Origin of the sequence: Pseudoruminococcus sp. (assembly GCF_047012705.1) — a bacterium.
Lineage (GTDB): Bacteria > Bacillota > Clostridia > Oscillospirales > Acutalibacteraceae > Pseudoruminococcus.
The window spans coordinates 54,628-79,871 of record NZ_JBKXNW010000004.1; the positions used below are offsets into that span (position 1 = coordinate 54,628).

At 35.9% G+C, this 25,244-nt stretch carries 21 protein-coding genes and 1 other RNA gene; 13 read left to right on the forward strand and 9 right to left on the reverse strand.

Annotation, left to right across the window (positions count from 1 at the left end):
* The first annotated feature begins 104 nt into the window (after window positions 1–104).
* Together ACLU24_RS04950 and ACLU24_RS04955 are read left to right on the forward strand one after the other, a co-directional pair.
* Window positions 105–653, forward strand: coding sequence for a DUF4358 domain-containing protein (locus ACLU24_RS04950; RefSeq protein ID WP_412610746.1), 549 nt, complete (start codon window positions 105–107; stop codon window positions 651–653).
* Between the two features lie 65 nt (window positions 654–718).
* Entirely contained in the window at window positions 719–1,597 is an 879-nt protein-coding gene (locus tag ACLU24_RS04955) for an RluA family pseudouridine synthase (protein WP_412610747.1), read from the forward strand.
* A 90-nt stretch (window positions 1,598–1,687) separates the two neighbouring features.
* On the opposite strand, the gene ACLU24_RS04960 is transcribed toward ACLU24_RS04955, so the two are convergent.
* Window positions 1,688–2,161, reverse strand: a complete 474-nt coding sequence (locus ACLU24_RS04960) for a GNAT family N-acetyltransferase (RefSeq protein ID WP_412610749.1) — start codon at window positions 2,159–2,161, stop codon at window positions 1,688–1,690.
* 376 nt (window positions 2,162–2,537) lie between these two features.
* On the opposite strand from ACLU24_RS04960, the gene ACLU24_RS04965 reads away from it, so the two are divergent.
* Both ACLU24_RS04965 and ACLU24_RS04970 read left to right on the forward strand, forming a co-directional pair.
* Window positions 2,538–4,112 carry a trypsin-like peptidase domain-containing protein gene (locus ACLU24_RS04965; protein ID WP_412610750.1) on the forward strand — a complete coding sequence of 525 codons (1,575 nt, stop codon included), beginning with the start codon at window positions 2,538–2,540 and terminating at the stop codon, window positions 4,110–4,112.
* 123 nt (window positions 4,113–4,235) lie between these two features.
* Window positions 4,236–5,228, forward strand: a complete 993-nt coding sequence (locus ACLU24_RS04970; protein ID WP_412610751.1) for a M23 family metallopeptidase — start codon at window positions 4,236–4,238, stop codon at window positions 5,226–5,228.
* A 283-nt stretch (window positions 5,229–5,511) separates the two neighbouring features.
* On the opposite strand, the gene ACLU24_RS04975 is transcribed toward ACLU24_RS04970, so the two are convergent.
* Window positions 5,512–7,179 carry a VanW family protein gene (locus tag ACLU24_RS04975; RefSeq protein ID WP_412610752.1) on the reverse strand — a complete coding sequence of 556 codons (1,668 nt, stop codon included), beginning with the start codon at window positions 7,177–7,179 and terminating at the stop codon, window positions 5,512–5,514.
* A gap of 347 nt (window positions 7,180–7,526) precedes the next feature.
* Between ACLU24_RS04975 and hflX the strand changes: the two genes are divergently transcribed.
* Window positions 7,527–8,771 (forward strand): GTPase HflX, encoded by a 1,245-nt coding sequence (hflX, locus tag ACLU24_RS04980; RefSeq protein WP_412610753.1) that lies wholly within the window; start codon window positions 7,527–7,529, stop codon window positions 8,769–8,771.
* Between the two features lie 171 nt (window positions 8,772–8,942).
* Window positions 8,943–10,874: a glycoside hydrolase family 13 protein gene (locus tag ACLU24_RS04985; RefSeq protein ID WP_412610754.1), complete on the forward strand. Its 1,932-nt coding sequence runs from the start codon at window positions 8,943–8,945 to the stop codon at window positions 10,872–10,874.
* An 84-nt stretch (window positions 10,875–10,958) separates the two neighbouring features.
* Here ACLU24_RS04985 and ACLU24_RS04990 read toward each other — a convergent pair whose 3' ends face one another.
* The 4 genes from ACLU24_RS04990 to ACLU24_RS05005 form a co-directional block, all read right to left on the reverse strand.
* On the reverse strand, window positions 10,959–11,780 hold the full coding sequence (locus ACLU24_RS04990) for a Bax inhibitor-1/YccA family membrane protein (protein WP_412610755.1): 822 nt from the start codon (window positions 11,778–11,780) through the stop codon (window positions 10,959–10,961).
* A gap of 98 nt (window positions 11,781–11,878) precedes the next feature.
* On the reverse strand, window positions 11,879–14,695 hold the full coding sequence (gene uvrA, locus ACLU24_RS04995; protein ID WP_412610757.1) for an excinuclease ABC subunit UvrA: 2,817 nt from the start codon (window positions 14,693–14,695) through the stop codon (window positions 11,879–11,881).
* 347 nt (window positions 14,696–15,042) lie between these two features.
* Window positions 15,043–15,777 carry an elongation factor P 5-aminopentanone reductase gene (ymfI, locus tag ACLU24_RS05000; protein ID WP_412610758.1) on the reverse strand — a complete coding sequence of 245 codons (735 nt, stop codon included), beginning with the start codon at window positions 15,775–15,777 and terminating at the stop codon, window positions 15,043–15,045.
* 3 nt (window positions 15,778–15,780) lie between these two features.
* Window positions 15,781–16,290: a flavin reductase gene (locus tag ACLU24_RS05005; protein WP_412610759.1), complete on the reverse strand. Its 510-nt coding sequence runs from the start codon at window positions 16,288–16,290 to the stop codon at window positions 15,781–15,783.
* 349 nt (window positions 16,291–16,639) lie between these two features.
* Here ACLU24_RS05005 and ACLU24_RS05010 point away from each other — a divergent pair, with 349 nt between their 5' ends.
* The 7 genes from ACLU24_RS05010 (at window position 16,640) to ACLU24_RS05040 (ending at window position 22,808) form a co-directional block, all read left to right on the forward strand.
* A complete protein-coding gene (locus ACLU24_RS05010) occupies window positions 16,640–17,113 on the forward strand; it encodes a hypothetical protein (RefSeq protein ID WP_412610760.1) in 474 nt (157 codons plus the stop codon).
* A gap of 20 nt (window positions 17,114–17,133) precedes the next feature.
* Window positions 17,134–17,616: a S1 RNA-binding domain-containing protein gene (locus ACLU24_RS05015; RefSeq protein WP_412610761.1), complete on the forward strand. Its 483-nt coding sequence runs from the start codon at window positions 17,134–17,136 to the stop codon at window positions 17,614–17,616.
* Window positions 17,617–18,021: 405 nt separating this feature from the next.
* The gene (locus ACLU24_RS05020; protein ID WP_412610762.1) at window positions 18,022–18,945 is read left to right on the forward strand and encodes an AraC family transcriptional regulator; all 924 of its coding nucleotides are present in this window, start codon (window positions 18,022–18,024) and stop codon (window positions 18,943–18,945) included.
* Window positions 18,946–19,080: 135 nt separating this feature from the next.
* The gene (locus ACLU24_RS05025; protein ID WP_412610763.1) at window positions 19,081–19,548 is read left to right on the forward strand and encodes a type III secretion system chaperone family protein; all 468 of its coding nucleotides are present in this window, start codon (window positions 19,081–19,083) and stop codon (window positions 19,546–19,548) included.
* Window positions 19,549–20,183: 635 nt separating this feature from the next.
* Window positions 20,184–21,185, forward strand: coding sequence for an ABC transporter ATP-binding protein (locus tag ACLU24_RS05030; protein ID WP_412610764.1), 1,002 nt, complete (start codon window positions 20,184–20,186; stop codon window positions 21,183–21,185).
* Window position 21,186: 1 nt separating this feature from the next.
* Window positions 21,187–22,005 carry an ABC transporter permease gene (locus ACLU24_RS05035; RefSeq protein ID WP_412610765.1) on the forward strand — a complete coding sequence of 273 codons (819 nt, stop codon included), beginning with the start codon at window positions 21,187–21,189 and terminating at the stop codon, window positions 22,003–22,005.
* Between the two features lie 2 nt (window positions 22,006–22,007).
* Entirely contained in the window at window positions 22,008–22,808 is an 801-nt protein-coding gene (locus ACLU24_RS05040) for an ABC transporter permease (protein ID WP_412610767.1), read from the forward strand.
* Between the two features lie 174 nt (window positions 22,809–22,982).
* On the opposite strand, the gene ACLU24_RS05045 is transcribed toward ACLU24_RS05040, so the two are convergent.
* From ACLU24_RS05045 to ACLU24_RS05055, 3 genes are all read right to left on the reverse strand, one after another.
* Window positions 22,983–23,228, reverse strand: a complete 246-nt coding sequence (locus ACLU24_RS05045; RefSeq protein WP_412610768.1) for a helix-turn-helix domain-containing protein — start codon at window positions 23,226–23,228, stop codon at window positions 22,983–22,985.
* Between the two features lie 232 nt (window positions 23,229–23,460).
* Window positions 23,461–23,808, reverse strand: an RNA gene (gene rnpB / locus ACLU24_RS05050) — RNase P RNA component class A.
* Between the two features lie 50 nt (window positions 23,809–23,858).
* Window positions 23,859–25,031 carry an NAD(P)-dependent malic enzyme gene (locus ACLU24_RS05055; RefSeq protein ID WP_412610770.1) on the reverse strand — a complete coding sequence of 391 codons (1,173 nt, stop codon included), beginning with the start codon at window positions 25,029–25,031 and terminating at the stop codon, window positions 23,859–23,861.
* Window positions 25,032–25,244: the final 213 nt, after the last annotated feature.

Below are 25,244 nucleotides of genomic sequence, written 5' to 3' on the forward strand. Positions count from 1 at the left end.
TTACACAATTTAACCAATAGTAACAAGCTTGTAATTGAAAAACTTATTCAAATTGTGTATAATAAAATTAGCTTAGTATGGATATTAGAAATGGGGGTGAATTTATGACAATAAACAAAAGAAAGGTAATTATATCTGTTTCTTTGATTTTGTCAATAATAGCTGTTGCTGCCATTATTATTGCCTTTTTGATACATATGGGTTTTGGAAAGCCTCTTTCAAATAAGGAACAAACAGATGTAAGTATATCTACTGATACAATTGTAGACAGAATAATCGGTGAGCTTGATTATAGTGGTATTTCTCGTGTAAGCTCTGATAATATTTCAAAATATTATGATATTGATGAGAAACTTATTTCTGAGGCTACAGTATATATTTCTGATAGTGCAGATTCGTGCTTTGAGGTGTCTTGTTTTAAGCTAAATGATGAAAATGATTACTCGAAGGTGGAATCTAAAATAAAAAATCATATTAACTCTCAAAGCGCTAATCTTCAAATACTTAATCCTAAGGAAAGCAAAAAGCTTGGTAATACAAAAATAGAATATTGTAATCCATATATTTTGGTAGTTGTAGCTGATAATAGTGAAAGTGCAATTACTTCGTTCAGAAATTTTATTACCGGAAAAGTTAGTTCAGGGAAAAATTAAAACGCACCGTATAATATTCAAATACTATATGGTGCGTTTATATTAAAGGAATGTTTATTGATAAAATGGAAAATAAAAGAACCGAAACAGTTTTTATAGTTCCACAGTCGCTTGATGGAATGAATGCGGGAATATTTTTAAGAAAGCACTGTGCTGTTTCTGCAAGGCTTTTAACAAGGTTGAAACGCACAGAAAATGGTATAACAAGAAATGGTAAGCTTCTCAGAAGTATTGATACGGTAAATGCAGGAGATATAGTAACTCTGAAATTTCCTGATGAAGAAATTTCGGTAGAGCCGACGGAAGGAAAGCTTGATATACTCTTTGAAAATAAAAACATTTTATCGGTAAATAAACCGCCGTTTATGCCTGTTCACCCTGTACACGACCATATTTTTGATACACTTGCAAATATAGTGGCATATCATCAGCTTCAAAATGGTGAAAGCTATACATTTCGAGCTGTAAATCGTCTTGATAGAAATACTTCAGGAATTGTTATAATTGCTAAGGATAGACTTACTGCATCAATTTTGCCAAATACTGTTCAAAAGAAATATACAGCGGTTTGTGAGGGGGAACTTTTAGGCAGTGGAACGATAGATGCACCACTCGCATTAAAGGACGGTCATACGATTTGTAGAGAAGTTCGTGCTGATGGTGTTCGTGCAGTTACGCATTGGAAATCTCTTGCAGTAAGAGGAAATCATACAATGCTTGAATTAGTTCTTGAAACAGGCAGAACGCATCAAATCAGAGCTCATATGGCACATATAGGACACCCTTTAGCCGGCGATGATATGTATGGGGGACACCTTGACATATTTGAAAGGCAATGTCTACATTGTTCTCAGGCGGAACTTGAGGACCCTTATTCAGGAGAAAAAATAGTGATAAATTGTCCTGCAAAGGAATTTTGGGATAAGTTTAATAATCTTGCTTAGACAAGAATTTTACTTTAAATTTATCAATAAAAAAACGCTCTTTGAGGAAAGGATTTTTCCTATCTCAAAGGGCGTTAAGTAAACTGAAATTTATAAATCCAACATATATAAAATACTGTTTCTATCAGGATACGAATAAGAAATTGGTAATTCTATACTGCTAATTTTACGAAATCCTGATTTTTCATAAAATTTGTGGGATACTTGAGCTACAGATGGTGTATCCAATATGATACACTGAACGCCTGCATTCTTAGCAAACTTTAAAAGTTCATTATATAAAGCAAGACCTATCTTCTGTGAACGGAATTCCTTTTTTACAAAGAACTTTTTCATCACAGCACAGTTCTGTTCTTTTAGCATTAATCCAATTGTTCCAACCACCTTATTACCAGATAAGGCTATCCAAAATTCACCACCTTCTTGCTGATAACAACGACTTATATCAAGTAAGTCTGGCCGTTCTTGAAGTGACAAATTAATATGTGATTCATTGTTTTGAATATCAAGAATAAGTGAAATAATATCATCTTTGTATTTTTCACGATATGTTTCAATCTGCAAAATAGTCACCACCATAAATTTCAACTTATATTTTCTTTTCTAAAAATGGGCAATCTCAATATGAAATTGCCCATTTATTTTATTATACTGATTTTTTAAGATAGAATCAAGATATTAGCATTTGGACTTCCTAAATTCCTATATTGTTTTGCCAGTTATATGCTGCATACTCTGGATTTTTTTGGGGTTATGCTATAGCTTGAATTTTTTATACAAGAGTGTTAAAATAATAGTTGTTCACAATTTGTTATTTTAGAGAAAATAAATTATTTCTATTTATTTTAAATTTATTTAATTTTATTATCGAATTTTCTTAATTTTCTAACGATATAATCTAAACATCAAATGAAAAACAAATATTTGGAGGTTCTACATTATGACAGATTATAACAGAGATAACGAACAATATACCCCTGAAAACAATAGCCGTTCTTATGATGATATTTATTCATCAAAGCCGGAACAACAGCCTATAAATCAAGCTGCTGAACAATCTACAGTTGAAACTTCAACAACTTCAGAAGTTCAGGAGAATACACAACAGTATTCTGCTTCACAAGCTGAACAACAAGTGCCTGTACAAAACACAACATATGCACAGACACAACAGCCTATTACTTATAATAACCCTTATTCACAGCAATACCAACAGCCTACTTACAGCACACCTTACTATCAGCAACAGCCAACAGAGGTAACTGATGTAACACCTGCTCCAAAGAAAAAGAGCAAAACAGCTAAGCGTGTTGCAATTATTACAGCTTCTCTTGCTTTGGTAGCTTGCATTGGTATTGGCGGCGGTTTCCTCGGTTCTAAGCTTGCTTCCAATTCGCCTATTACAGCTACAAGTACAGAAAGCAGTTCAAACAAGGCTGCAAGTTCAGAAACATCAAAGGGTAGCTTGAACATAACAAAAAATGAAGGTACGCAAGTTGCTGCAACCAGCACTCAGGAAGTAGCTGAAAAAGCTGCTAATTCTGTAGTAGAAATCACAACAGAATCAGTAGTAAGCGGTCAATATATGCAACAGTATGTTTCTAAGGGGGCAGGTAGCGGTGTTATCATCTCAAAAGATGGTTATATCATAACTAACAACCATGTTATTGATGGTGCAAGCACTATTACAGTTACCTTGAAAAATGGCAAATCCTACACTGCTAAACTTATAGGTAAGGATAGTCAGGTTGATGTTGCATTACTTAAAATTGACGCAACAGATTTATCTCCTGTTACATTTGGAGATTCTGATAATTTAAAGGTTGGTGAAACTGCTGTTGCAATAGGTAATCCTCTTGGAAAGCTCGGCGGCACAGTTACCAATGGTATCATCAGCGCATTAAACAGAGAAATTACAATAGATGGAGAAACTATGAATCTTCTTCAGACAAATGCAGCTATCAATCCAGGTAACTCAGGCGGCGGTCTTTTCAATGCTAATGCTGAACTTGTCGGACTTGTTGTTGCTAAATCAAGCGGTTCAGATGTCGAGGGTTTGGGCTTTGCTATTCCTATAAATGATGTTGTTAATATTCTTCAGGACCTTATGGACCATGGATATGTAACAGGCAGACCATCTCTTGGAGTTTCACTTACTGATATTTCCGAAGACCAGTTATTCTCATATAGACTTGATGAAGCAGGCACATATGTAGCACAGGTAACATCAGGTTCTGCTGCTGAAAAAGCTGGAATCAAGCTTGGTGACCTTCTTGTTAAGATTGATGATACAGAGATAACTTCATCTTCTCAGGCTGCAAGCTTAATTTCAAAACATAAAGCTGGCGATGAAGTAAGTATCACTATTAAGCGTGATGGCAAAGAGCAAACTGTAAAAGCTACACTCGATGAATCAACAACAAGTAGTGACACAAAAACTGAACAATCCAGTTCAACCATAGACCCATATCAATCCTATGGTAATTATGGCAACTATGGTAGCTACGGCTTCTAATTCTAACAAAATTTAATATAAATAAAATAGAGCCTTACTGATAGCATAAACTGTCTGTGAGGCTCTGTTTTGCATTTTAAAAAGGGATTTTTATATCTATCTTTGCATATAGTTATAGAGGTGATGAATTTGAAAAGAGTTATTTCTTTATTTCTAATGGCACTTACCGCAATTTCTATAACTATGTTATGTATGACGGGTGCTAAGGAAAAGGATTTTATACGCTATGTTGAGTTTAATGTAACATATCCCGCCTTAGAAACTGCTATGAAACTTGATATAGATTCCCAAGATGATGAAATAAAACTAAATTGGATAGATATGCTCGCTTACTTAGGAGCAAAATACGGTGGGGATTTTTCAAGCTATAAGGAAAGTGACCTTAAATCTATAGCCGAAAAGCTCTCAAGCGGCGAAAAAATATCAGATTTAACTAAGGATATGAAGTATTATTCATATTATCGTGAGGCTTACGGAGCGGTACTTGATGGATTTCTTGGTGAATATACGGAAAAATCAACAGATGAAAACGGTAAAACTACCGAAACCAAAAAATATGGTTTGAAGGTTTATTCTCCTATTGCAAAAACTTTTCCATATTCACATTATGACGATTTCGGCGCTTCACGAACATATGGTTATAAGCGCCAACACTTAGGGCATGATATGATGGCAGCTGTCGGAACACCTGTTATAGCTGTTGAATCCGGAACGGTTGAGATTATGGGTTGGAACCAATACGGTGGTTGGAGAATTGGCATCCGTAGCGCTGATAAAAAAAGATATTACTACTATGCACATTTAAGACAAAATCGACCATATCAATGTGATATAGCAGAAGGCAAAACTGTGAATGCGGGCGATGTTATCGGATATGTTGGTCGAACGGGTTACAGCACAAAGGAAAACACAAATAATATCGACACAAGCCATCTTCATTTTGGCTTGCAACTTATTTTTGATGAGAGTCAGAAAGAATGTGATAATGAAATATGGATAAACCTCTATCCAATCACACTTTTATTAGAAAAAAATAAGTCTGAAGTTTGCCGCATTTCAGAAACAAAGGAATTTTACAGTATTTCTTCAATGCAAGAAATCGCAGAAAAAAATTAAAAGACTTATAAGGTGAAATTAATTATAGATTCTAATTAGGAATAAAAGATATAGATTTATTAATAACAAGAATAAAATTTTTTGAAAAAGTAGGGCATAAACGGCTAAATTCCATTAAGATGAAACTGTTTGTAAACTAAGAATGGAGAAGCCCAATATACTCTATAATCATTTTACGGAAATTTTAAACATTTTAGAAATCGTATTTTACATATATTTTTTCATAAAATTTAAATAAAAAAGAGAGCCTACATTTTGTAAGCTCTCTTTTTGTTATAATTCATCAACCATAATGTTTAGGTGCTTGATTTGTTGGCTTAACATCTTTAGGACCATTCTCTATATCATCAGGAATTGCCAGTTGATATGCAGATTCACCATGATAATCATATGTTGAACGCCAAACTCTTTCTCGTTTTATTTCTTTGCCATTTTTAAAGTAAACTCTTGCACTATAAGTGCTATACTTTGAACCTGTATTTTCTACACACCATGCAATCGGAACGATTTCATCGTATGCAGTTGGTTTTTCACCATAAATTTCTACCATAAGTTCAGGGTAACCATCACCGTTATTATCATACATATATGTTGCCATATACATTGCATATGCAGATGTATTTTTCATCTTAAGGTCTATATTTCCGTAGTCTATTGTAGCATCAAGACCGACTGGAACATACGTTGAAGCATATTGGTGTGGTAAGCGTTCTACTATCTCCATATTTGCACGAAGACCTGCGTTATAGATTGTAGTAGCTGCCTGACAGATACCGCCGCCATATTGAGGCTCATAGCTGCCGTTTACGATTGCTGATGATTTAACATAACCAAGGTCAGGGGTTGTAGTATCGCCGGTGCTTTCATTGAATGACCATGTTGCGCCCGGTTTGATAATTGAGCCGTTAATTGTTTCCATAGCAATCTGCATATTATGGTTTGAAGCCCAGACATTCGTAGATGTTGTTTCAAATGATGTAATAAGTTCAGTTTTTGTTTTTATTGTTTTTAAATCTACTTTGAAAGGAACATCAGAAAGCGAAACATTGATTGTACCTGTTTTATTACTTGATGCCATTATGGTATTTAGTTGCTGTATAGCATTATTTTTATCAAGTTCCTTACCGACTGTGCCATCTTCATATGTGAATTTATTTTTTGCGGTTGGATCGAACTTTTTAACATGGGCATCTACTGCTTTTATATTAACCTTTTTAGCAATCTTATCTGCAACAAGGTCAATAGCGTTATCGCTCAATGTGGCTGTAAGAGGAAAGTCAGTTACTCCGGCTTCGTTCTTATTATGAGTAGCTGATGGATTATCAAGCTCTCCTCTGCTGAAATGATAGGCGTTAATCAAAACATCAGCGGTATTATACTCATATGTGAAGTCATCTTGAGTAAGTTTAAAGGTTTTATTACCGTTTTCAACAGTAATATTTATGTCATCTCTTACCGATTTTTCTGCATCAGAAAGAGCTTTATAGGCATTACTTAATGTCATTCCCGAAACATTAATGCCCTGAACGGTAACATCTTTACCGAAAACAATGGAATCTGTGTTTATTTTCTGTACATCAATATCTGTAGAACTCTCTGAGGACGCTGTTGAAACTACTGCAGGAATACTGTCGCCTGATTTATTATTTTTTATCAAAGAAATAATACCCACACAAATTCCTGCTACTGCTACAACCGAAACAGCGCTGATTATAATAGCCTTAGTCTTTTTAGAGCTTTTAGGCTTTTCCGGTGCAGAGGTTCTATAACTCGCACGCTTATAGCTTCCTTCTTGAGCCGAAGCCTTGCCAGAACTTGACGCATTTGCAAAAACAGTTGAAAAGCCACTATTCTCTTTATGAGGAGTGGCAGCGAAAACGACTTCGCCTTTGTTTTCGTCTGAGCTTTGAGCTTTAGTTTCTTTTTCTAATTCTTTATCTATATCGCCCATAGCGCATACCTCCCTATCTTTATAGAATAATAATAACGCTTTTTCTCAAACTTGTAAAGTAACACTTTTTTTATTATTTAGGAATTTTGTTATGAAATTATTGGTAATTAGGGTTTTTCTTTTGTTAAAAAGTAAAAAAAGAAAATTTTTTAAGTATAATTAATAAATTTACTTTTTTAGTAGGCTTTAATTTATTGACTTTGGATAGCAATATTCATACAAAGCTGTAATTTTTTTAAAATTGCAAATTTTTTGTTAAAATTACAAATGGTGTTGTTTTTGGAATTTTTATGCTATAATATCGTTAAGAGCTTACTTCTGAAATAAAAATAACTTTGAGGTGACTTATGCAAATGTATGATAACACAGAAAGACCACAACGTGCTATATTGATTAGTATAGATACGGGAGATTATGATGCTGAGGCATCTCTTGAAGAACTCAAGGAACTTATGAAAAGTGCCGGCGGTGAAACTATTGCTACTGTTTCTCAAAAAAGAGATAAGCCGGATAGTGCAACTTGTTTAGGCTCAGGCAGACTTCTTGAAGTTAAGGAATTTGCTCAGGCTAATGATATAGACCTACTTGTTTTTGACTGCGAGCTTACTCCTACACAAATAAGAAATCTTGAGGCTGAAACAGATATTCGTACCATAGATAGAACCATGCTTATACTTGATATTTTTGCACTTCACGCAAAAACTAATGAAGGTAAGCTACAGGTTGAGCTTGCACAGCTTAAATACCTTATGCCAAGGCTTACCGGTAAAGGTCGTGAGATGTCAAGGCTTGGTGGCGGTATAGGAACTCGCGGTCCCGGTGAATCTAAACTTGAAACAGACCGCCGCCATATTCGCAGAAGAATTGAAACCTTAAAAGAGGAACTTTCTCATCTTGCCGACAGACGCAATCAACTTCGTGCAAGACGCAGTAAAGATGGTATAATTACGGCCGCAATAGTAGGATATACTAATGCAGGAAAATCTACGCTTATGAATACACTTACTCAAGCCGGGGTACTTTCGGAGGATAAGCTTTTCGCAACGCTTGACCCTACTTCCCGTTCTTTGAAATTGCCTAACGGAGTTTCTGTTATGATGATTGATACTGTTGGTCTTGTAAGACGCTTGCCACACCATCTTGTTGAGGCTTTTAAGTCTACACTTGAGGAAGCCGCTCTCGCAGATATAATTATAAATGTTTGTGACGCTACAAGCGAAGAATATCAACTTCATCTTGATGTTACAACTTCACTTCTGCACGATCTTGGCTGTGAAAACAGCCCTATTATTACAGTCTTTAATAAGTGCGATTTACTTTCGCCTGATGATATTCCACATAATTCGGGAAGTGTTCTTATAAGTGCTAAAACGGGCAATGGTATTGATAAACTTTTAGAGGCTATTGAGGAAAATCTTCCTGTTCAAATTAAGCGTTTTAATCTTCTTTTGCCATTTAATAAGGCCAATCTCATAGCGCAACTTCGTGATATGGGTGCTTTAATCAGTGAAGAATATACGGCCGACGGAATACTTGTAACTGCTAATGTAGAAAAACCGAGATGGCATATATATGAACCATATGAAATTTAATTTCATATTATATTATTAACTTATTTTTGTTAGAGGTTATTATTGTACAATTATCGTTGTAAAAATTGTGTATTAGTATTGACATGATATTCCAATAGGACTATAATATTATATAGTGTATTTCGACGCTATTCAGCAAATTTCATATGCAATGTGTAAGGGTGTTATTTTATGAGAATATTTAATTCAAGGGATAAGGAATGTAAATCCCCATTTGGTTCTGTTCGTGAGGGGGAAAGTATTCATTTTAGGATTACAATTCCCAGAGATTTAGGTTGTTCAAGTGCTATTCTTGCCCTGAAAGATGATTTTTCAGGGGATACTGTTTCTTATAGCATGTTTTGGTGCGGAATGCCTGATGAAAACAATGAACAATGGGAACTTGACCTCTCTGGTATAAGCACAGGACTTTATTGGTATCATTTTAGTCTTGATACAAAGCAAGGCAGAAAATATATTATGCGTGGCTGGGGAGGAGAAGGATACTTTTCTCATACTGACAATGACCCAAGATATCAGCTTTTATGCTATGATAAAGATTTTGAAACTCCATCATGGATGCCTGGTGGAATTATGTATCAGATTTTCCCTGATAGATTTTATTTTTCAGGAGAAAAAAAGAAAGGTGTTTATCCTGATAAAAAACTTCATGATGAATGGTATAAAATTCCTGATTGGCGTCCTGACGAAAATGGAATCGTCACAAATTCAGATTTCTTTCAAGGCGACCTAAAGGGTATTATTGAAAAGCTTGATTACCTTGAAGAACTTGGAGTAAACTGCATATATCTAAATCCTATTTTTGAAGCATATTCAAATCACCGCTATGATACGGGAGACTATGAAAAAATTGACCCTGTTCTCGGAACGGAAGAAGATTTTAAGGAGCTTTGCAGTGAGGCTAAAAAGCGTGGTATGCATGTTATAAATGACGGTGTTTTCAGTCATACAGGTAGTGACAGTAAATATTTTAACCGTCAAGGTCGTTATCCTCAGAATGGTGCTTATAACTCAAAAAGTTCACCATATTATACTTGGTATAAGTTTATGGATTGGCCAAATATTTATCATTCTTGGTGGGGCTTTGATACTTTGCCTGAGGTTGAAGAGCTTTCATATTCCTTTGATAGGTATATTAATGGTGAAAATGGTATTATCAGAAAATGGATGAAATGCGGAAATTCAGGTTGGCGACTCGATGTTGCGGACGAACTTCCAGACCCGTTTATTCAACATATCCGTGAGGCTATAAAGGCTGAAAATCCAGATGCACTTCTTTTGGGTGAGGTTTGGGAAGATGCTTCTATAAAGGAAAGCTACGGCAGTCGCAGACGCTTCCTCTATGGCAAACAGCTTGATAGTGTTATGAATTATCCTTTCAGAGATGCTATCCTTGGTTTCCTTGATTGTGGTGATGGCAGAGATATGGTAGAACTAATTAACTGTATCCTCGAAAACTATCCTCGCCCTGTTATTCGTTGCCTTATGAACCTTCTTGGAACTCACGACACCGAAAGAGTTATAACACTTCTTGCGGGTGAAAGACAAAACGGCAGAGGTCGTGAATGGCAAGCTAATACCTCACTTACGCCTTCTCAGCATGAGTATGGTTTAAAGAGAATGCGTCTTGCGAGCGGTATTCAGTTTACACTTCCCGGAGTGCCTTGTATTTATTATGGTGACGAGGCGGGCGTTGAGGGCTACAAAGACCCATTTAACAGAGCACCTTTCCCATGGGGTAAGGAGGATAAAGGTTTAACTGAATGGTATAAACAGCTTGCAAAACTCCGTTCATATTGTTCTTGCCTTAAAGATGGTGATTTTAAGGAATTTGGTTCTTATGAGAGAACTATGGGATATATCCGCTATGATGATACAGACGAACTTCTTTGCGTTTTCAATGCCGCTAACTTCCCTATTGACTTTATTGTGCCAAAGGAATTTGAAAACGGTGAAGCTCTTCTCGGAACTATTCTTAATGGCAGAGATTTAGAGATTCCTGCAAATTCCTGTGCATTTGTTAAGATTTCAGCAGACAAAAAGAAACTTTCTGATGAAGAACTTGAAAACAATGATGAAGTGATTTTTGAGCCTGCTGATTAAAAATTAATAATAAATACAAAAAAGAAGCTCATTTGAGAGCTTCTTTTTTTATATATTTATTGCTATTTTTGGGTTTATTTTATATTAGTTATCTTTGAAAGCAAGGATAAGTCTTAAAACTTCTACAAAAATCCATACGAGAGAGAAAATTAAGGAGAAAGCAGCTTTCCACTCAAATTTAGCGGAGATTTTGTTTTCTACGAGTTGATGTATTGTATCAACATCCTTAACAAGTGAGAGAGTTGCGATTATAATGCCGATGATTGAGAATACAATGCAGAGAAGCGGATTAGTTGCTACGAATATTGAGATTTCTTTTAAACCCGGAATTAAAAATCCTATTGCAATAACTACTGAAGAAATTACCAATGCGGCGATTGCTACGGTAACACCTTGTCTGAATTTGCTTGTGACTCTGATTTTGCCGTTCATATAAGCGAAAACTACTGCTGCAAAGATTGAAAGTGTTACTACGATTGCAAGTAGGATAGCTTCTCTGTAACCGTTAAAGAGATTTGCCATAGATGTATATAAGTATCCAAAGCTTATGCAATATAGTGAGCCAAAGAAAGGTATTGTTTTCTTTAAGAAGATACATACTATTGAAAGAATTAGGAGTAAAACGGCTGAAACTAAGCTACCAATGAGTTCCGGAACAGTTGCGAAAATATCCTCACCTAAATATATAGTCTGATAATTAAGACTGTGAATTATTGATGCGAGGACAACACCTACAAGTATCATAGCGAGAAATATTAAGCTTTTTAAAGTGATTCCTTTATATGAGGCTACTTCTGTGCCTGAATCTTTACCAACTGATTTTTTGATGTTGTGGAGAACTGGATTTGAGCCGAAGAAATTTTTTTCTTCTTGTTGAGTCATACTGTTTAATCTTGTATTTGCCATAAATAAAACCCCTTTTCTAAAATTTATTTTTATTTAAATTTTGCTTGTTTTGTGCTTTCACTAATATATACGAGTGAATAAGAGGTTTTCCACGCATTTTATAAGAATTTTTTTAAATATTGTCCTGTGTAAGAATTTTTATTTTGTACGATTTCTTCTGGAGTGCCTGTGCCTACGATAGTACCTCCGCCGCTGCCGCCTTCTGGACCTAAATCAATGATGTAATCAGCTGTTTTTATAAGGTCGAGATTATGCTCGATAACTATTACGGTATTGCCGCTATCGACAAGCTTTTGAAGAACATCAACAAGCTTATGGACATCGGCTATATGCAGACCTGTTGTTGGTTCATCGAGAATATAGACAGTTTTTCCGGTAGGACGCTTGGAAAGCTCTGTTGCAAGCTTTACGCGCTGTGCTTCACCACCTGAAAGTGTTGTTGCCGGTTGCCCAATCTTGATATAACCTAAACCGACATCACAGAGCGTTTTAAGTTTTCTTGAAATCTTAGGAATATTGCTGAAAAATTCTGTTGCTTCTTCGGCTGTCATCTCGAGTACATCATAGATAGATTTGCCTTTATATTTTATTTCCAGAGTTTCACGGTTATAACGTTTTCCGCCACAAACTTCGCAGGGCACATAGATATCAGGTAAGAAGTGCATTTCAATCTTGATTATTCCGTCGCCCTCGCAGGATTCGCAACGACCACCTTTTATATTAAAAGAAAATCTTCCTGATGAATACCCACGCATTTTTGCATCGTTAGTGCTTGCGAAAAGCTCTCGAATATCTGTAAAAACTCCTGTATATGTTGCAGGATTTGAGCGTGGAGTTCTGCCAATAGGGGACTGGTTGATGTCGATAACCTTATCGAGATTTTCTACACCGAGAATTTCATCGTGTTCTCCGCTGCGTGTTTTTGCACGATTTAAAGTTGAAGCGAGAGATTTATAAAGTATTTCATTGACAAGAGATGATTTTCCCGAACCTGAAACACCGGTTACACAAAGAAATGTTCCGAGTGGAAATTTTACATCAATGTTTTTAAGGTTATTCTGTCTTGCTCCTTTAACCTCAATAAATTTTCCGTTTCCTTTTCTGCGTGTCTGTGGAACAGGAATTTTTCTTGCTCCGCTGAGATATTGTCCAGTGATGGACTTTTCGCAAGCTATAATATCATCAACAGTTCCTGCACAAACAAGTTCACCGCCATGAGCTCCTGCACCCGGTCCTATATCAACTATATAATCAGCGGCGCGCATTGTATCTTCATCATGTTCTACAACGATAACAGTATTGCCTAAATCACGAAGATTCTTGAGCGTTGCAAGAAGTTTATCGTTATCACGCTGATGCAGACCTATACTTGGCTCATCAAGGATATAAAGAACGCCCATAAGCGATGAACCAATCTGAGTAGCAAGGCGGATTCTCTGACTTTCACCGCCTGAAAGAGTTTCGGCGGCTCTTGAAAGGGTGAGATAGCCAAGTCCGACGCTTTTAAGAAAATTGAGGCGTGATATAATTTCTTTTATAACAAGCTTGGCAATCATACGCTGTCTTTCAGTAAGCTCAATATTATTTATAAAGTCGAGCGCTTTATCGACAGACATATCACAAAATTCGCTGATATTAAGTCCGCCGACAGTTACAGCAAGGCTTTCAGGGGAAAGTCTGCGTCCATGGCAGGCTTCACATTCTGTGGCACTCATAAAGGATTCAATTTCTTCCTTTATCCATTTACTGCTTGTTTCTCTGAATCTTCGCTCAAGATTATTTATAATTCCCTCGAATGGTACTTCATTAACACCTGAGCCATACTCACGCTTTCTTACAACACGAATTTTTTCGCCCTTTGTTCCATAAAGAATTATATCGAGAATTTCGGGAGGAAGTTCTTTTACTGGAGTATCAAGCGAGAAATTGTACTTTTCTGCAAGAGCTTCAAAGTACATTGTTGCAATCGTGCTGCCTTCCATAGCCCAACCGCTTGCTTTGATACCGCCTTTACGGATTGAAAGTTCGGGATTAGGGATAATCAAATCTTTATCTACTTTTAGAAAAACTCCAAGGCCTGTACACTTTTTGCAAGCACCAAAAGGATTATTGAAAGAAAACATTCTTGGAGAAAGCTTGTCTATGCTGAAATTATGGTCTGGGCAAGCATAATTCTGAGAATAAAGTATATCCTCGCCGTCCTGTACTGAAATAACAGTCAAACCGCCAGCAAGCTTTGAGGCGGTTTCTATGGAATCGGCAAGTCTTGATTGAATATCGTCTTTGATAACAAGTCGGTCAACGATTATGTCGATATTGTGCTTTTTGTTCTTTTCAAGGGCGATGTTTTCGGAAAGGTCATAGATTATTCCGTCAACTCTTACTCTGACAAAGCCCGATTTCGAGGCGGATTCAAGAACTTTTTTATGCTCTCCTTTTTTACCTCTTATAACAGGTGCTAAAACCTGAATTTTACTTCTTTCTGGTAGTGACATAACGCTATCAACTATCTGGTCAACTGTTTGTTGTTTGATTTCTCTGCCACAAATAGGACAGTGAGGGATACCTATTCTTGCATACATAAGACGCAGATAATCGTAGATTTCTGTCACCGTACCGACTGTTGAACGAGGATTTTTTGAGGTTGTTTTTTGGTCGATTGATATTGCCGGAGAAAGTCCTTCAATGCTATCAACATTCGGCTTTTCCATCTGACCAAGGAACATTCTTGCGTATGAGGAGAGAGATTCTACATAACGGCGTTGTCCTTCAGCGTAAATTGTATCAAATGCGAGGGAGGATTTTCCTGAACCTGAAAGTCCTGTAAGAACTACAAGCTTTTCTCTTGGAATTTCAACATCAATATTTTTTAGATTATGCTCTCTTGCACCTTTTACTACGATATTTTTTATCATTGGAATTACCTCCATGAGTAAATGATTTTTGAAAAATCGACAGTATGTTCGCTTATTTACATGATAGCATAAATAAAAGTATTTTGCAATGGAAATTCGCAGTATATAGTTAATATGAATTAAAAGTAAAAAAATAGCGGCGGATTTTATCCGCCGCTCAGAGAACAAAGAATGTTAAGGGCTTTGCCCTTAAAACCCACCAAAGGCTCCGCCTTTGGAAACTGCAAGCTTTTGAAAAAGCTTGAGCAAAACTTTTTAGCTGTCTTAAAGAAGTGCGTTAGTTAACCGTAGGGGCGAACTGTGTTCGCCCGCTTGGTAGTTATTTCCTCCGTGTAAGCAAAATTTAATTATATACCAAAACCACCGTTTACGCCGAGCACTTGAGCGGTGATGAACGAGGATTTATCGGATATGAGAAACTCTACTGCGCTTGCAATATCATTTGGAGTGCCTATCCTGCCCAGAGGCGTTTCGTTACGAAGTACCTCAATATCTTCTTGAGTATAGCATGAAATCATATCGGTGTTTATGACTCCAGGAGCTATACAGTTTACGGTAATTCCGCTTGGTGCAAGTTCTTTCGCAAGAGCCTTTGTAAGACCGATAATGCCAGCTTTAGATGCTGAATAAACTACCTCGCAAGACGCACCAACCTCGCCCCAGATAGATGAGATATTTATAATTCTTCCGCAATGCTCAGATACCATATATCGTGTTGCTTCACGAGAACATTTTATTGCACCGATGAGGTTTGTTGATATTACGGCTTCAAGCTGTTTATCGCTTATATCTTGAATAAGGCTATTTTGCAGAGCGATTCCGGCATTATTTATCAGGGCATAGGGTGTGCCAAAGTTTTTATATGCTTGCTCAAAGATTTTCTTTATATCGGCTGTTTTTGAAACATCTCCCTGAATGGCAATGGCTTTGCCACCTTGCTCTTGGATTTCTTTGCAGAGTTCAAAGGCTTTTTCGGCAGAATTATTATAGTTTATTACTATTGCATATCCTGCCTTTGCAAGTGTTGCGGAAATTGCTGAACCGATACCTCTTGAACCGCCTGTTACAATAATAGAACGCATATTTTACTCCTTGATAAGGGCTTTTTCAATTTCTCCAACGAAAATAATATGATAGTCATTATCGCTATAGCACTTATCTATAATGCTTTTATCTATGAAAGATTCAGCGTTCATTTCCTGACGGTAGAGCTTTTTACAGATAAGGACAAGCTTACCTTCTTCAAAATATGGAACTTTTTCATCAAGTACAGGTGTGATACCTGTTTCCTTAACCTTATCATAATCTCTGCCTGAATTTTTTCCGCAGAAAGTTAAAGCCTTACGCATAGCGTCACTACCAAATGTGAGTGAGAAATGGTCAAATTTATCCATAAACTCAAGGGTATAGCGGGATTTTCTGACATATACTGTTGCAACATTCTTATTCCAAAGAACGCCAACGCCACCCCAGCTTACAGTCATTGTGTTGAAATTTTTGGAATCGCCTGATGTAAGCAAAGCCCAATCCTTATTAAAAAGATTATAAGGACTTGCAGTAAGTTCAGTAATATTTATTTCTTTAAAATCGGACATAAAGGATACCTCCATAAATCTATTTTGCATATATTATATCATATGAAAGGTTTAAATTAAAGCGAAAAATATACATGAGAGCTTTGATTTATATTTATTATTTATTGAGGATTTATCATAATCAAAAATGAGCTTTGTTAATCCATAAAGCATAATTTTTAAATGTGCTATATCAGCTTGAAATATTCAATAAAAAAAGTGGAAAAAATGGAGTTTTATTCTAAAAAAGCACTTAATTTTTAAATATTTCATAAAAAATTTTGAAAATTACTTGAAAGTTATTTGGTACTTATTGTATAATAATCTATATTATAGTGACTTATGATAGTATTAAAAAAAGGTGCTTTATATGAAAAAGAAAAAGATAAAAAACAGAATAAAGCCAAAGAAAAATTATATTCTCAGAATCGCAGTGGCGGCGTTTTTTATTTTTATTATGGTCACGATAGTAGACCAGCAGATTAAGATTCAGCAAAGTCGTAACGAGCTTGAAAATGTTAATAATCAACTTGAAATGGCTCAGATGAAAACTCTTGACCTTGAAAAAAAATCACAGCTTGCTGAACAGGCAAGTAAGCTCACAGTCAGCGAGGTTAAGATTCCAAATGCTGAATCAAGTACTGAATCGAGTGCAGGTGAGGAATCCTCAGGAGTGAATGAGAATTCTGCTTCAAATCTTCAGTCGAGTAACAAAAATGAGGAATCGAGCAAAAATAAAACTGACGAGCAAAAAGAATGTGAGGAGTATCTAAGGCAGGAAGCATTGCGACTCGGCTATGCCAAAAGCGGAGTGCGTGTTTTTCAAAATATAGCCGGAAATTAAGGGGAGGAAAAATTTTCACTATGGGTCTTGCAGTAGGAGATATTCTTGAGGGTAAGGTTAGCGGAATCACTAAGTTTGGTGCTTTTGTAGATTTGCCGGAAGGAAAAACAGGTATGGTGCATATTTCTGAAGTCGCTCAGACTTATGTTAAAGAAATCAGCGACTTCGTTAAAATGGGGCAGGTTGTTAAGGTTAAGGTTATGTCAATTAGTCCTGAGGGTAAGATAGGACTTTCTATGAAGAAAGCTCTGCCTCCAGCTCCAAAGCCAAATGGCAGCTTTAAAAAGCAGGGAGGAACACAAAGCCCAGGCAGACCTGGCAATTTTGAATGGCAAAGCTCTAAGCGACCTGAGGCAACAAGCTTTGAGGATATGATGTCTAAATTTAAGCAGACAAGTGACGAAAAAATGTCTGACCTCAAGCGTTTTAATGAGGGTAATTCAAGACGCTCTGGCAGAGGCTCTCGCGGAAATGGAAATAATAACGGATATTCATCAAGATAATTATAGATTTTAATAGACTTTTGATAATTAAATTAAGCAGGTGGACAATACAAAAATGTCGCCTGCTTAATTTATGGTTTAAGCTGTGTAAAGGCGTAATATATTAAAACATAAATTGAATTTATAATTTGTACTTTTGTGCGAAATAGCAATCAGATGCTTTTGACGGATATGTGCTATTTTTAAACCTAAAAAAGGCATTTTATTGCTATTGATGAATTGATTTTTCTGTATTATAATACTATTGTGATACACTTGAATTTTTACAAATAAATTTATTGCGCTTTGATAAATAGTATTATATTAACCACTGTAGTTCCTGATATTCTTTTGTATTAATATAATTGGATTTTTTATTTGTAAAAATCTTTACATTAAGCTTTGTATGACTAAAGGACGGTAAAAATGAGCAAAACTAATGAAAAATATACTAATGAAGAAATACTGTCTTTGAAAGAGGCGGTTCAACACGGAGATTTTCTTCTACCTTTTGATATTTATAGAACAAGAATGCCTGAATATTTTAACTCCTTTCCTATGCATTGGCATGAAGAAATTGAGATAGTATATATTAAGGGCGGTTATGTTGAATTTAATATTGACCTTGAAACATATGTTGCTGAGGAAAATGATATTGCTATCATTCCTCCTTGTGTTCTTCATTCCTTTAAGCAATATAAAGGCAATGATGCAGATATGCTTACTATGATGTTTAATATGAGTATGCTTACAAATAATTCTACAGATGCCTGTTCTATAAGATATTTTACGCCTTTTTATGAAAGACAGCTCTCTATGCCTTATATAATAAAGCACGACCACCCATCTTATAATAAAATTCGTGATATATATCTTTCAATAGTTGATATATATGAGAAGAAGAACGATTTCTATGAACTGATTATAAAATCTAAGCTCTATGAACTTTTCTATATATTTTTCTCGGAATGCTTTGAAAAGATTGATTATGATACTACTCTTAAAAATAACACAACTAAGAATATCAAGGCTATTCTTGATTATATCAGCGAAAACTATATGAACTCTATTACGATAGAGGAACTTTCTGCAAGTGTAAATCTTAGCAAACACTACTTTATGAGATTCTTTAAAAAGTATATGGGAACAACTTGTATTGAATATATCAACGATTATCGTTTGAATATTGCTACAAATATGCTTCTGACAACAAATGCTCAGATTACAGAGATTGCAACAAGTATAGGTATTACAAACCTCTCATACTTCAATAGAATATTTAAAAAGAAATATAATATGACACCTAAAGAATATCGCCGTAGCCTTGAAAATAGGCGTACAACAAACTAAAAATAAATTTGTAATTGCTCGAATTTTGCAATTTACACATAATTATTAATAAATAGCTTCTTTTTGTATTGACTTTACTAAGTGCTGAATGCTATACTATCTTTATATTATTTATATTTATTTGGAGGTAGAAAAATGGCATATTCATTAGAAATCAAAGATGCTATAGAACAATATCTTAAAAATGACGAATGGAACTACACATTTGATGAGGAAAGAGAAGTTATCAGATGCGGAATTAACCTTAGAAACCGTCTTAAAGAGTGTCGCATAATTGTGGACCTTGATGAAACAAAGTATCTTTCACTTGCTCTTATCAGTCTTAACTGTGATGAGGAACATAGAGTAGAGCTTTCTAAGTTCCTTACTATGGTAAACTATGGTCTTTTGATTGGTAACTTTGAAATGGATTTTAATGACGGTGAGGTTCGTTATAAGATTGCAACAAATTGCAAGGATTGTATTCCATCGCAGGCCGTTGTAGAGGATAGTATGATGATTCCTGCGGTTATGTTTGAACAGTTTGGTGATGCTATTCTTGATGTTATGTTTGGTTATAAAACTGCTGAAGAGGCTTATGCTTCTACAGAAAACAATGAATAATAATTAATTTTATTATAAAAATGTAAAATTTTGAAAGTCTGCTTATTTAAAGCAGGCTTTTATTATTTACAAATTAAAATTTATATGATAAAATTTTAATTATCAATAAAAACATAAACATAATTTATAGCAAATTAGCTAATTTGTGAAAACATAAACAGCCGTGTTATGTTTATGCGAATTTATGTTTGTGTATTATATTTGATTTTTGCAAGAAATTTAAAACTTATTGAATCTGTAACCGTGTTAAATGGATTTTATAAAATCAAAGTTTCTTGCAGAATAGCATAACTTCCGTTACAATTATGCAGAAATTTCATAAACTTGCTAAATAACATGAATTCGATGATAGTTGTTACTTAATCATAATTTTGAATCGGTACCTATAGAGAACCCCTTCGAGGGTTCCCTACGAAAAACATTCCGCCGGAACATCTTTCTACCTTACTGCGTTTTACGGAGCATAAAGTGTTTCGCTCCCTGCGGAGAGCGAAAAGGGCGTTGCCCTTAAAACTCAGCAAAGGCTCTGCCGTAGGTAACTACCTTTGGAAACTGCGAACCTTTGAAAAGGCTTGAGCGAAACTTTCAACCTTTATTGAATTCGTGTTAAATAAAAAAACAAACGGAGGAATTATATGATTTATGCCGAACATCTGAAAAAAGAATTTAAAAAGGTTATCAAAGAACCTGGCTTAAAAGGTAGTATTAAAGCACTGTTTAAGCCGAAAAAAGAAATCGTGACGGCTGTTGATGATATAAACTTTCATGTTTCTAAGGGCGAGATACTGGGGTTTATCGGTCCTAATGGCGCCGGTAAATCAACAGTTATCAAAATGCTTACGGGTATATTGACGCCGACAAGCGGAGAGTGTCGTATTAACGGACAAATTCCGCAGAATAACAGGCAAAAATATGTTAAGGAAATTGGTGTTGTTTTCGGTCAGAGAACACAACTTTGGTGGGATTTACCGCTTACTGAAACATACAATGTTCTGAAAGAAATTTATGAAGTTAGTGATGAGAATTTTAAAAAGCGAATGGCTTTTCTTAATGAAGTGCTGGAACTTGAGGGATTTATAAAAAGTCCTGTAAGAACACTTTCGCTTGGTCAGCGTATGAGAGCGGATATTGCGGCATCACTTCTGCATAGCCCTAAGGTACTTTTTCTTGATGAACCGACTATTGGTCTTGATGTTGTTGTAAAAGATAATATTCGTAATGCTATTATGGAGATTAACAAGGAAGAACAGACTACTGTAATACTTACAACTCATGATATAAGCGATATAGAACTTCTCTGCAAGAGAATTGTTATGATTGACAAAGGAAAAAATGTTTTTGACGGAGATTTGCACGAGCTTAAAAGCAAGTATGGTCAAATAAGAGAATTGCATTTTGAAACAACTACAAAAGATATATCGAATGTTCTTGCGTATAAAGAGCATTTCAATTTTATTGATGACGATATATCTGTAAATGTAGATGGAAATCTTGTAAATGTTCGCTTTAATTCTTCTGTTGTTCCTGTATCAGAAATGCTGAAATATACCCTTCAAAAAATTGATATCAATGATATTAGTGTTAAAGATGCGGATATCGAGGAAATCGTACGCAGGCTTTATAAGCAGGGGGTATAGTATGCGAAGAAAGTTTAAGATTTATAAGCCATTTATAAATGCAGGACTTCAGGAAGCTACAACATATCGTGTGAATTGGGTATTTCTTACATTGGGTAATGTATTAGCTTGTTTTGTATCGTATTTCATTTGGAAAGCAGTTTTTCTTTCAAGTGGAAGTGACACAATGAATGGTTTTACAATGCCACAGATGGTAGTATACATATTTCTTATGTTTCTTACATCTCTGCTTATTTCAAGCGGTGGAACCTATGATATAGGAGAAGAAATCAGAGATGGCTCAATAGCTATGAGAATGATTAAGCCTATAAGCTATAATGCTACCTTTCTTTTTCAAGAGCTTGGAAATAAGATTATGACTGTATGTATATTGGTTCTGCCTATTATTATTGGTGTTGAAATATGTCGTACAATCTTTACGGGTGCTATACAGTTTAATATTATTGGGTTTATACTATATATACTAAGTTGCATTTTTGCTTACCTTATAAATTTTTTCTTTAATATATGTTTTGGCTTTATTGCTTTCGTAATCAAGTATCTTTGGGGTGCAAATATGATGAAAAACTGTTTGATTGGTTTTTTATCAGGTTCTGTTATACCTTTTTCGTTTCTGCCTGATATTCTTGAGAAGATTTTTCTTTTACTGCCCTTTGCATCGCTTAACTATACGCCTGTTATGATTTATATGGGTATTTATAGTGGATTTGAAATTCTATTTTATATGGGATTGCAGGTATTTTGGGTAGTAATATTTTGGGGACTTTCAAAGATGCTTTGGCATATTGCTACAAAACATCTTTGTGTGCAAGGGGGTTAAGAATGAAAACGATAAAAAGAGCGTTCCGTATGCACAGAATTTTTGTTATACAGGAACTTAAACGAATGATGGAATATAAAGGAGACTTCATTGTTGGTATAATTGGTTTCCTTTTAGGACAGTTTTTTAACCTTTTATTCATATGGATTATTTTTAGTCAGATTCCAAACCTTGTCGGTTGGACGCTTGAACAGATAGTATTTATTTATGGATTCTCGCTTATACCGAAAGGACTTGACCATTTGCTTTTTGACAATCTTTGGGGTATCGGACATTTTATTGTACGAAAAGGAGATTTCGATAAATATTTGACCCGACCTATAAATCCATTGTTTCATGTTATGGTAGAAAAGTTACAGATAGACGCCCTTGGTGAATTGATTATGGGGATAGCGCTTATTTGTATAGTATTGCCATCGCTTGTTATTGAATGGAGTTTTATAAAGATTGTTATGATTTTAATAGTTATACCATTTGCAACATTGATATACACAGGTATCAAAATTGCAACTGCTGCAATAGCTTTTTGGACAAAACGCAGTGGAAATATAACATATATGTTCTATATGGTTAATGATTTTTCAAAGTATCCTATAAATATTTATAACAATTTTGTGAAAACTATAATTACATACATAATACCTTTTGCTTTTACAGCGTTTTATCCTGCTTATTATATTCTTACAGGTGAAAATCCATTATTTAATATAGGTGTAACAGTGCTTATAGCGATTGTGATTATGTCTATTGGGATTTTTATATGGAATAGAGGAATAAAGGCATATGAAAGTGCCGGCTCTTAATGCTTAGCGAAAATCAATTATAAAAACTAAAAGCGCTTGGATTTCTTTACGAAATTCAAGCGCTTTTTAATTTGCTTAATTATATTTTATCGTTCTTTTTGAGCGAATTATATAAATAGCAATTATAGCTTTTGGGACTGATGGTTTAGAGTTGCGTCCGCAAATAGTTGCGATTTACTCTCTGCCAAGTAAGTAGTCTATCGAAACCTCAAGTATATCAGCGAGTGCAACAAGTTCAATATCTGTAACGGAACGAATCTGACCTTCAAGCTTAGAAAGACCAGAGGCATTCATATCAACACCATTGACCTGCAACTGTGCAAGTAATTCTTTTTGTTTAATACCTTTACTTTTACGAGCAGCTTCAACTTTTGCACCGATAAGGTTACGATTGCCCAGTGCCTGCTTACGCAATCTCATCAAATATCCTCCTAACATTTATTATACTATGTATTATACTTTAACTTATGCTAAATAACAATGGCTAATTTGTAAGAAATGACAAAGAGGTTTTAGTTTATATTGCACAGCAATAATTATTAAAATTTCCAAATAGAAATATGGTGAAGGTAAAATTAAGACAAAATTCGCCAATAGAAAAAAGCAAATTTTTATATTAAAAGCGAAAATTCGCAACGATATACGCAATAATGCGGCGACCGAGCCTATAAGCCGGGTTCTGTCGTGAACAGCCATCTATCTTGGCAGGGCGTTACCGCCGCTGCTCGATGCCACCTAAGCGAAGCCATCGGGCCGATGTTGAATGCTTCTATGCGGTGTTGCTCCGAATAGGGTTTACAGGGCCACACAGTCTCCTGCGTGCCGGTGAGCTCTTACCTCGCCTTTCCACCCTTGCCTGACGAATCAGGCGGTATATCTCTGTTGCACTATCCCTGGGGTCGCCCCCGGCGGCCGTTAGCCGTTATTCTTGCCCTATGGAGCCCGGACTTTCCTCGGGTGAAGCCTTTCGGCTTTCATCCGCAGCTGTTCAGCCCGCTCGCAAAAGATATTTTACTATATTTTTATCCGAATGTCAAATACTTATGCTAATCAAAGCTTTGCAACGCCTGTTTTTCTTGCAGCTTCCACAACAGCTTCAGCAACAGCCTTGCCGACTCTTCTATCAAATGCCTTTGGAAGAATATATTCATCGTTAAGCTCATTATCAGAAACGAGAGAAGCAATCGCATAGGAAGCTGCGGCTTTCATTTCTTCGTTGATTTCGCTTGCACGACAATCCAAAGCACCTCTGAAAATTCCCGGGAAAGCAAGAACATTATTGATTTGATTTGGGAAATCTGAACGACCTGTGCCTACTATTCTTGCACCTGCTTTCTTAGCAATATCGGGCATAATTTCAGGTGTAGGGTTAGCCATAGCAAAGATGATTGGTTCATCCGCCATAGATTTTACCATTTCTTCATTTACGATATTTGGTGCGGAAACGCCGATAAAGAGGTCAGCACCCTTCATTGCGTCTGCAAGAGTACCGGTCTTTTTAGAACGGTTTGTGATTGTAGACATATACTGCTGTTCTGGGTTGAGTCCGTCCATACCCTCGCAAATGATACCAGCTTTGTCTACCATTGTAAGATTTTTAAGACCGAGGTTGAGAAGGTGCTTTGCAATAGCTATACCCGCTGAGCCTGAGCCGTTGATGACGGCATTGATTTCGCTGAGGTCTTTCTTGACAACTTTCAATGCATTGAGGACAGCCGCCGCAACGATGATTGCAGTTCCGTGCTGGTCATCGTGGAAAACAGGAATATCGCAAATTTCTTTGAGCTTTCTTTCAATTTCAAAGCATCTTGGAGCGGCAATATCCTCAAGGTTGATTCCGCCGAAGCTTCCTGAGATAAGATATACTGTTCTTACGATTTCATCGACATCTTTGGAACGAACACAAATAGGAAAGGCATCAACTCCTGCGAATTCCTTAAACAAAGCACATTTGCCCTCCATAACAGGCATACCAGCCTCGGGACCTATATCGCCAAGTCCGAGAACAGCTGTACCATCGGTTATAACAGCAACTAAATTGCTTCTGCGTGTAAGTTGGAAAGACTTTTCATAGTCCTTCTGTATCTCAAGGCAAGGCTCTGCAACGCCAGGAGTATAAGCGAGTGACAAATCCTTTGTATCATTGACGGCAACACGAGAAACAACCTCGATTTTTCCTTGCCATTCATAGTGCTTTTGCAACGATTCTTCTCTGATATTCATTATAGACTTCCTTTCAAATTCAATATCTTAATAAATTTTAGTACATCAAGGAGTTTTTGTAAAGTGCTTAATTGCAAAATCTGACATTTTTCCCAATTAGCTAACAAACTTTCTAAAGACAATTAAAGTTTAGGTCAAGCCTTTGAAAAGGCTTGCGGTTTCCAAAGGCGGAGTCTTTGGTCGCTCTCCGCAGAGAGCGAAATACTTTTGGGC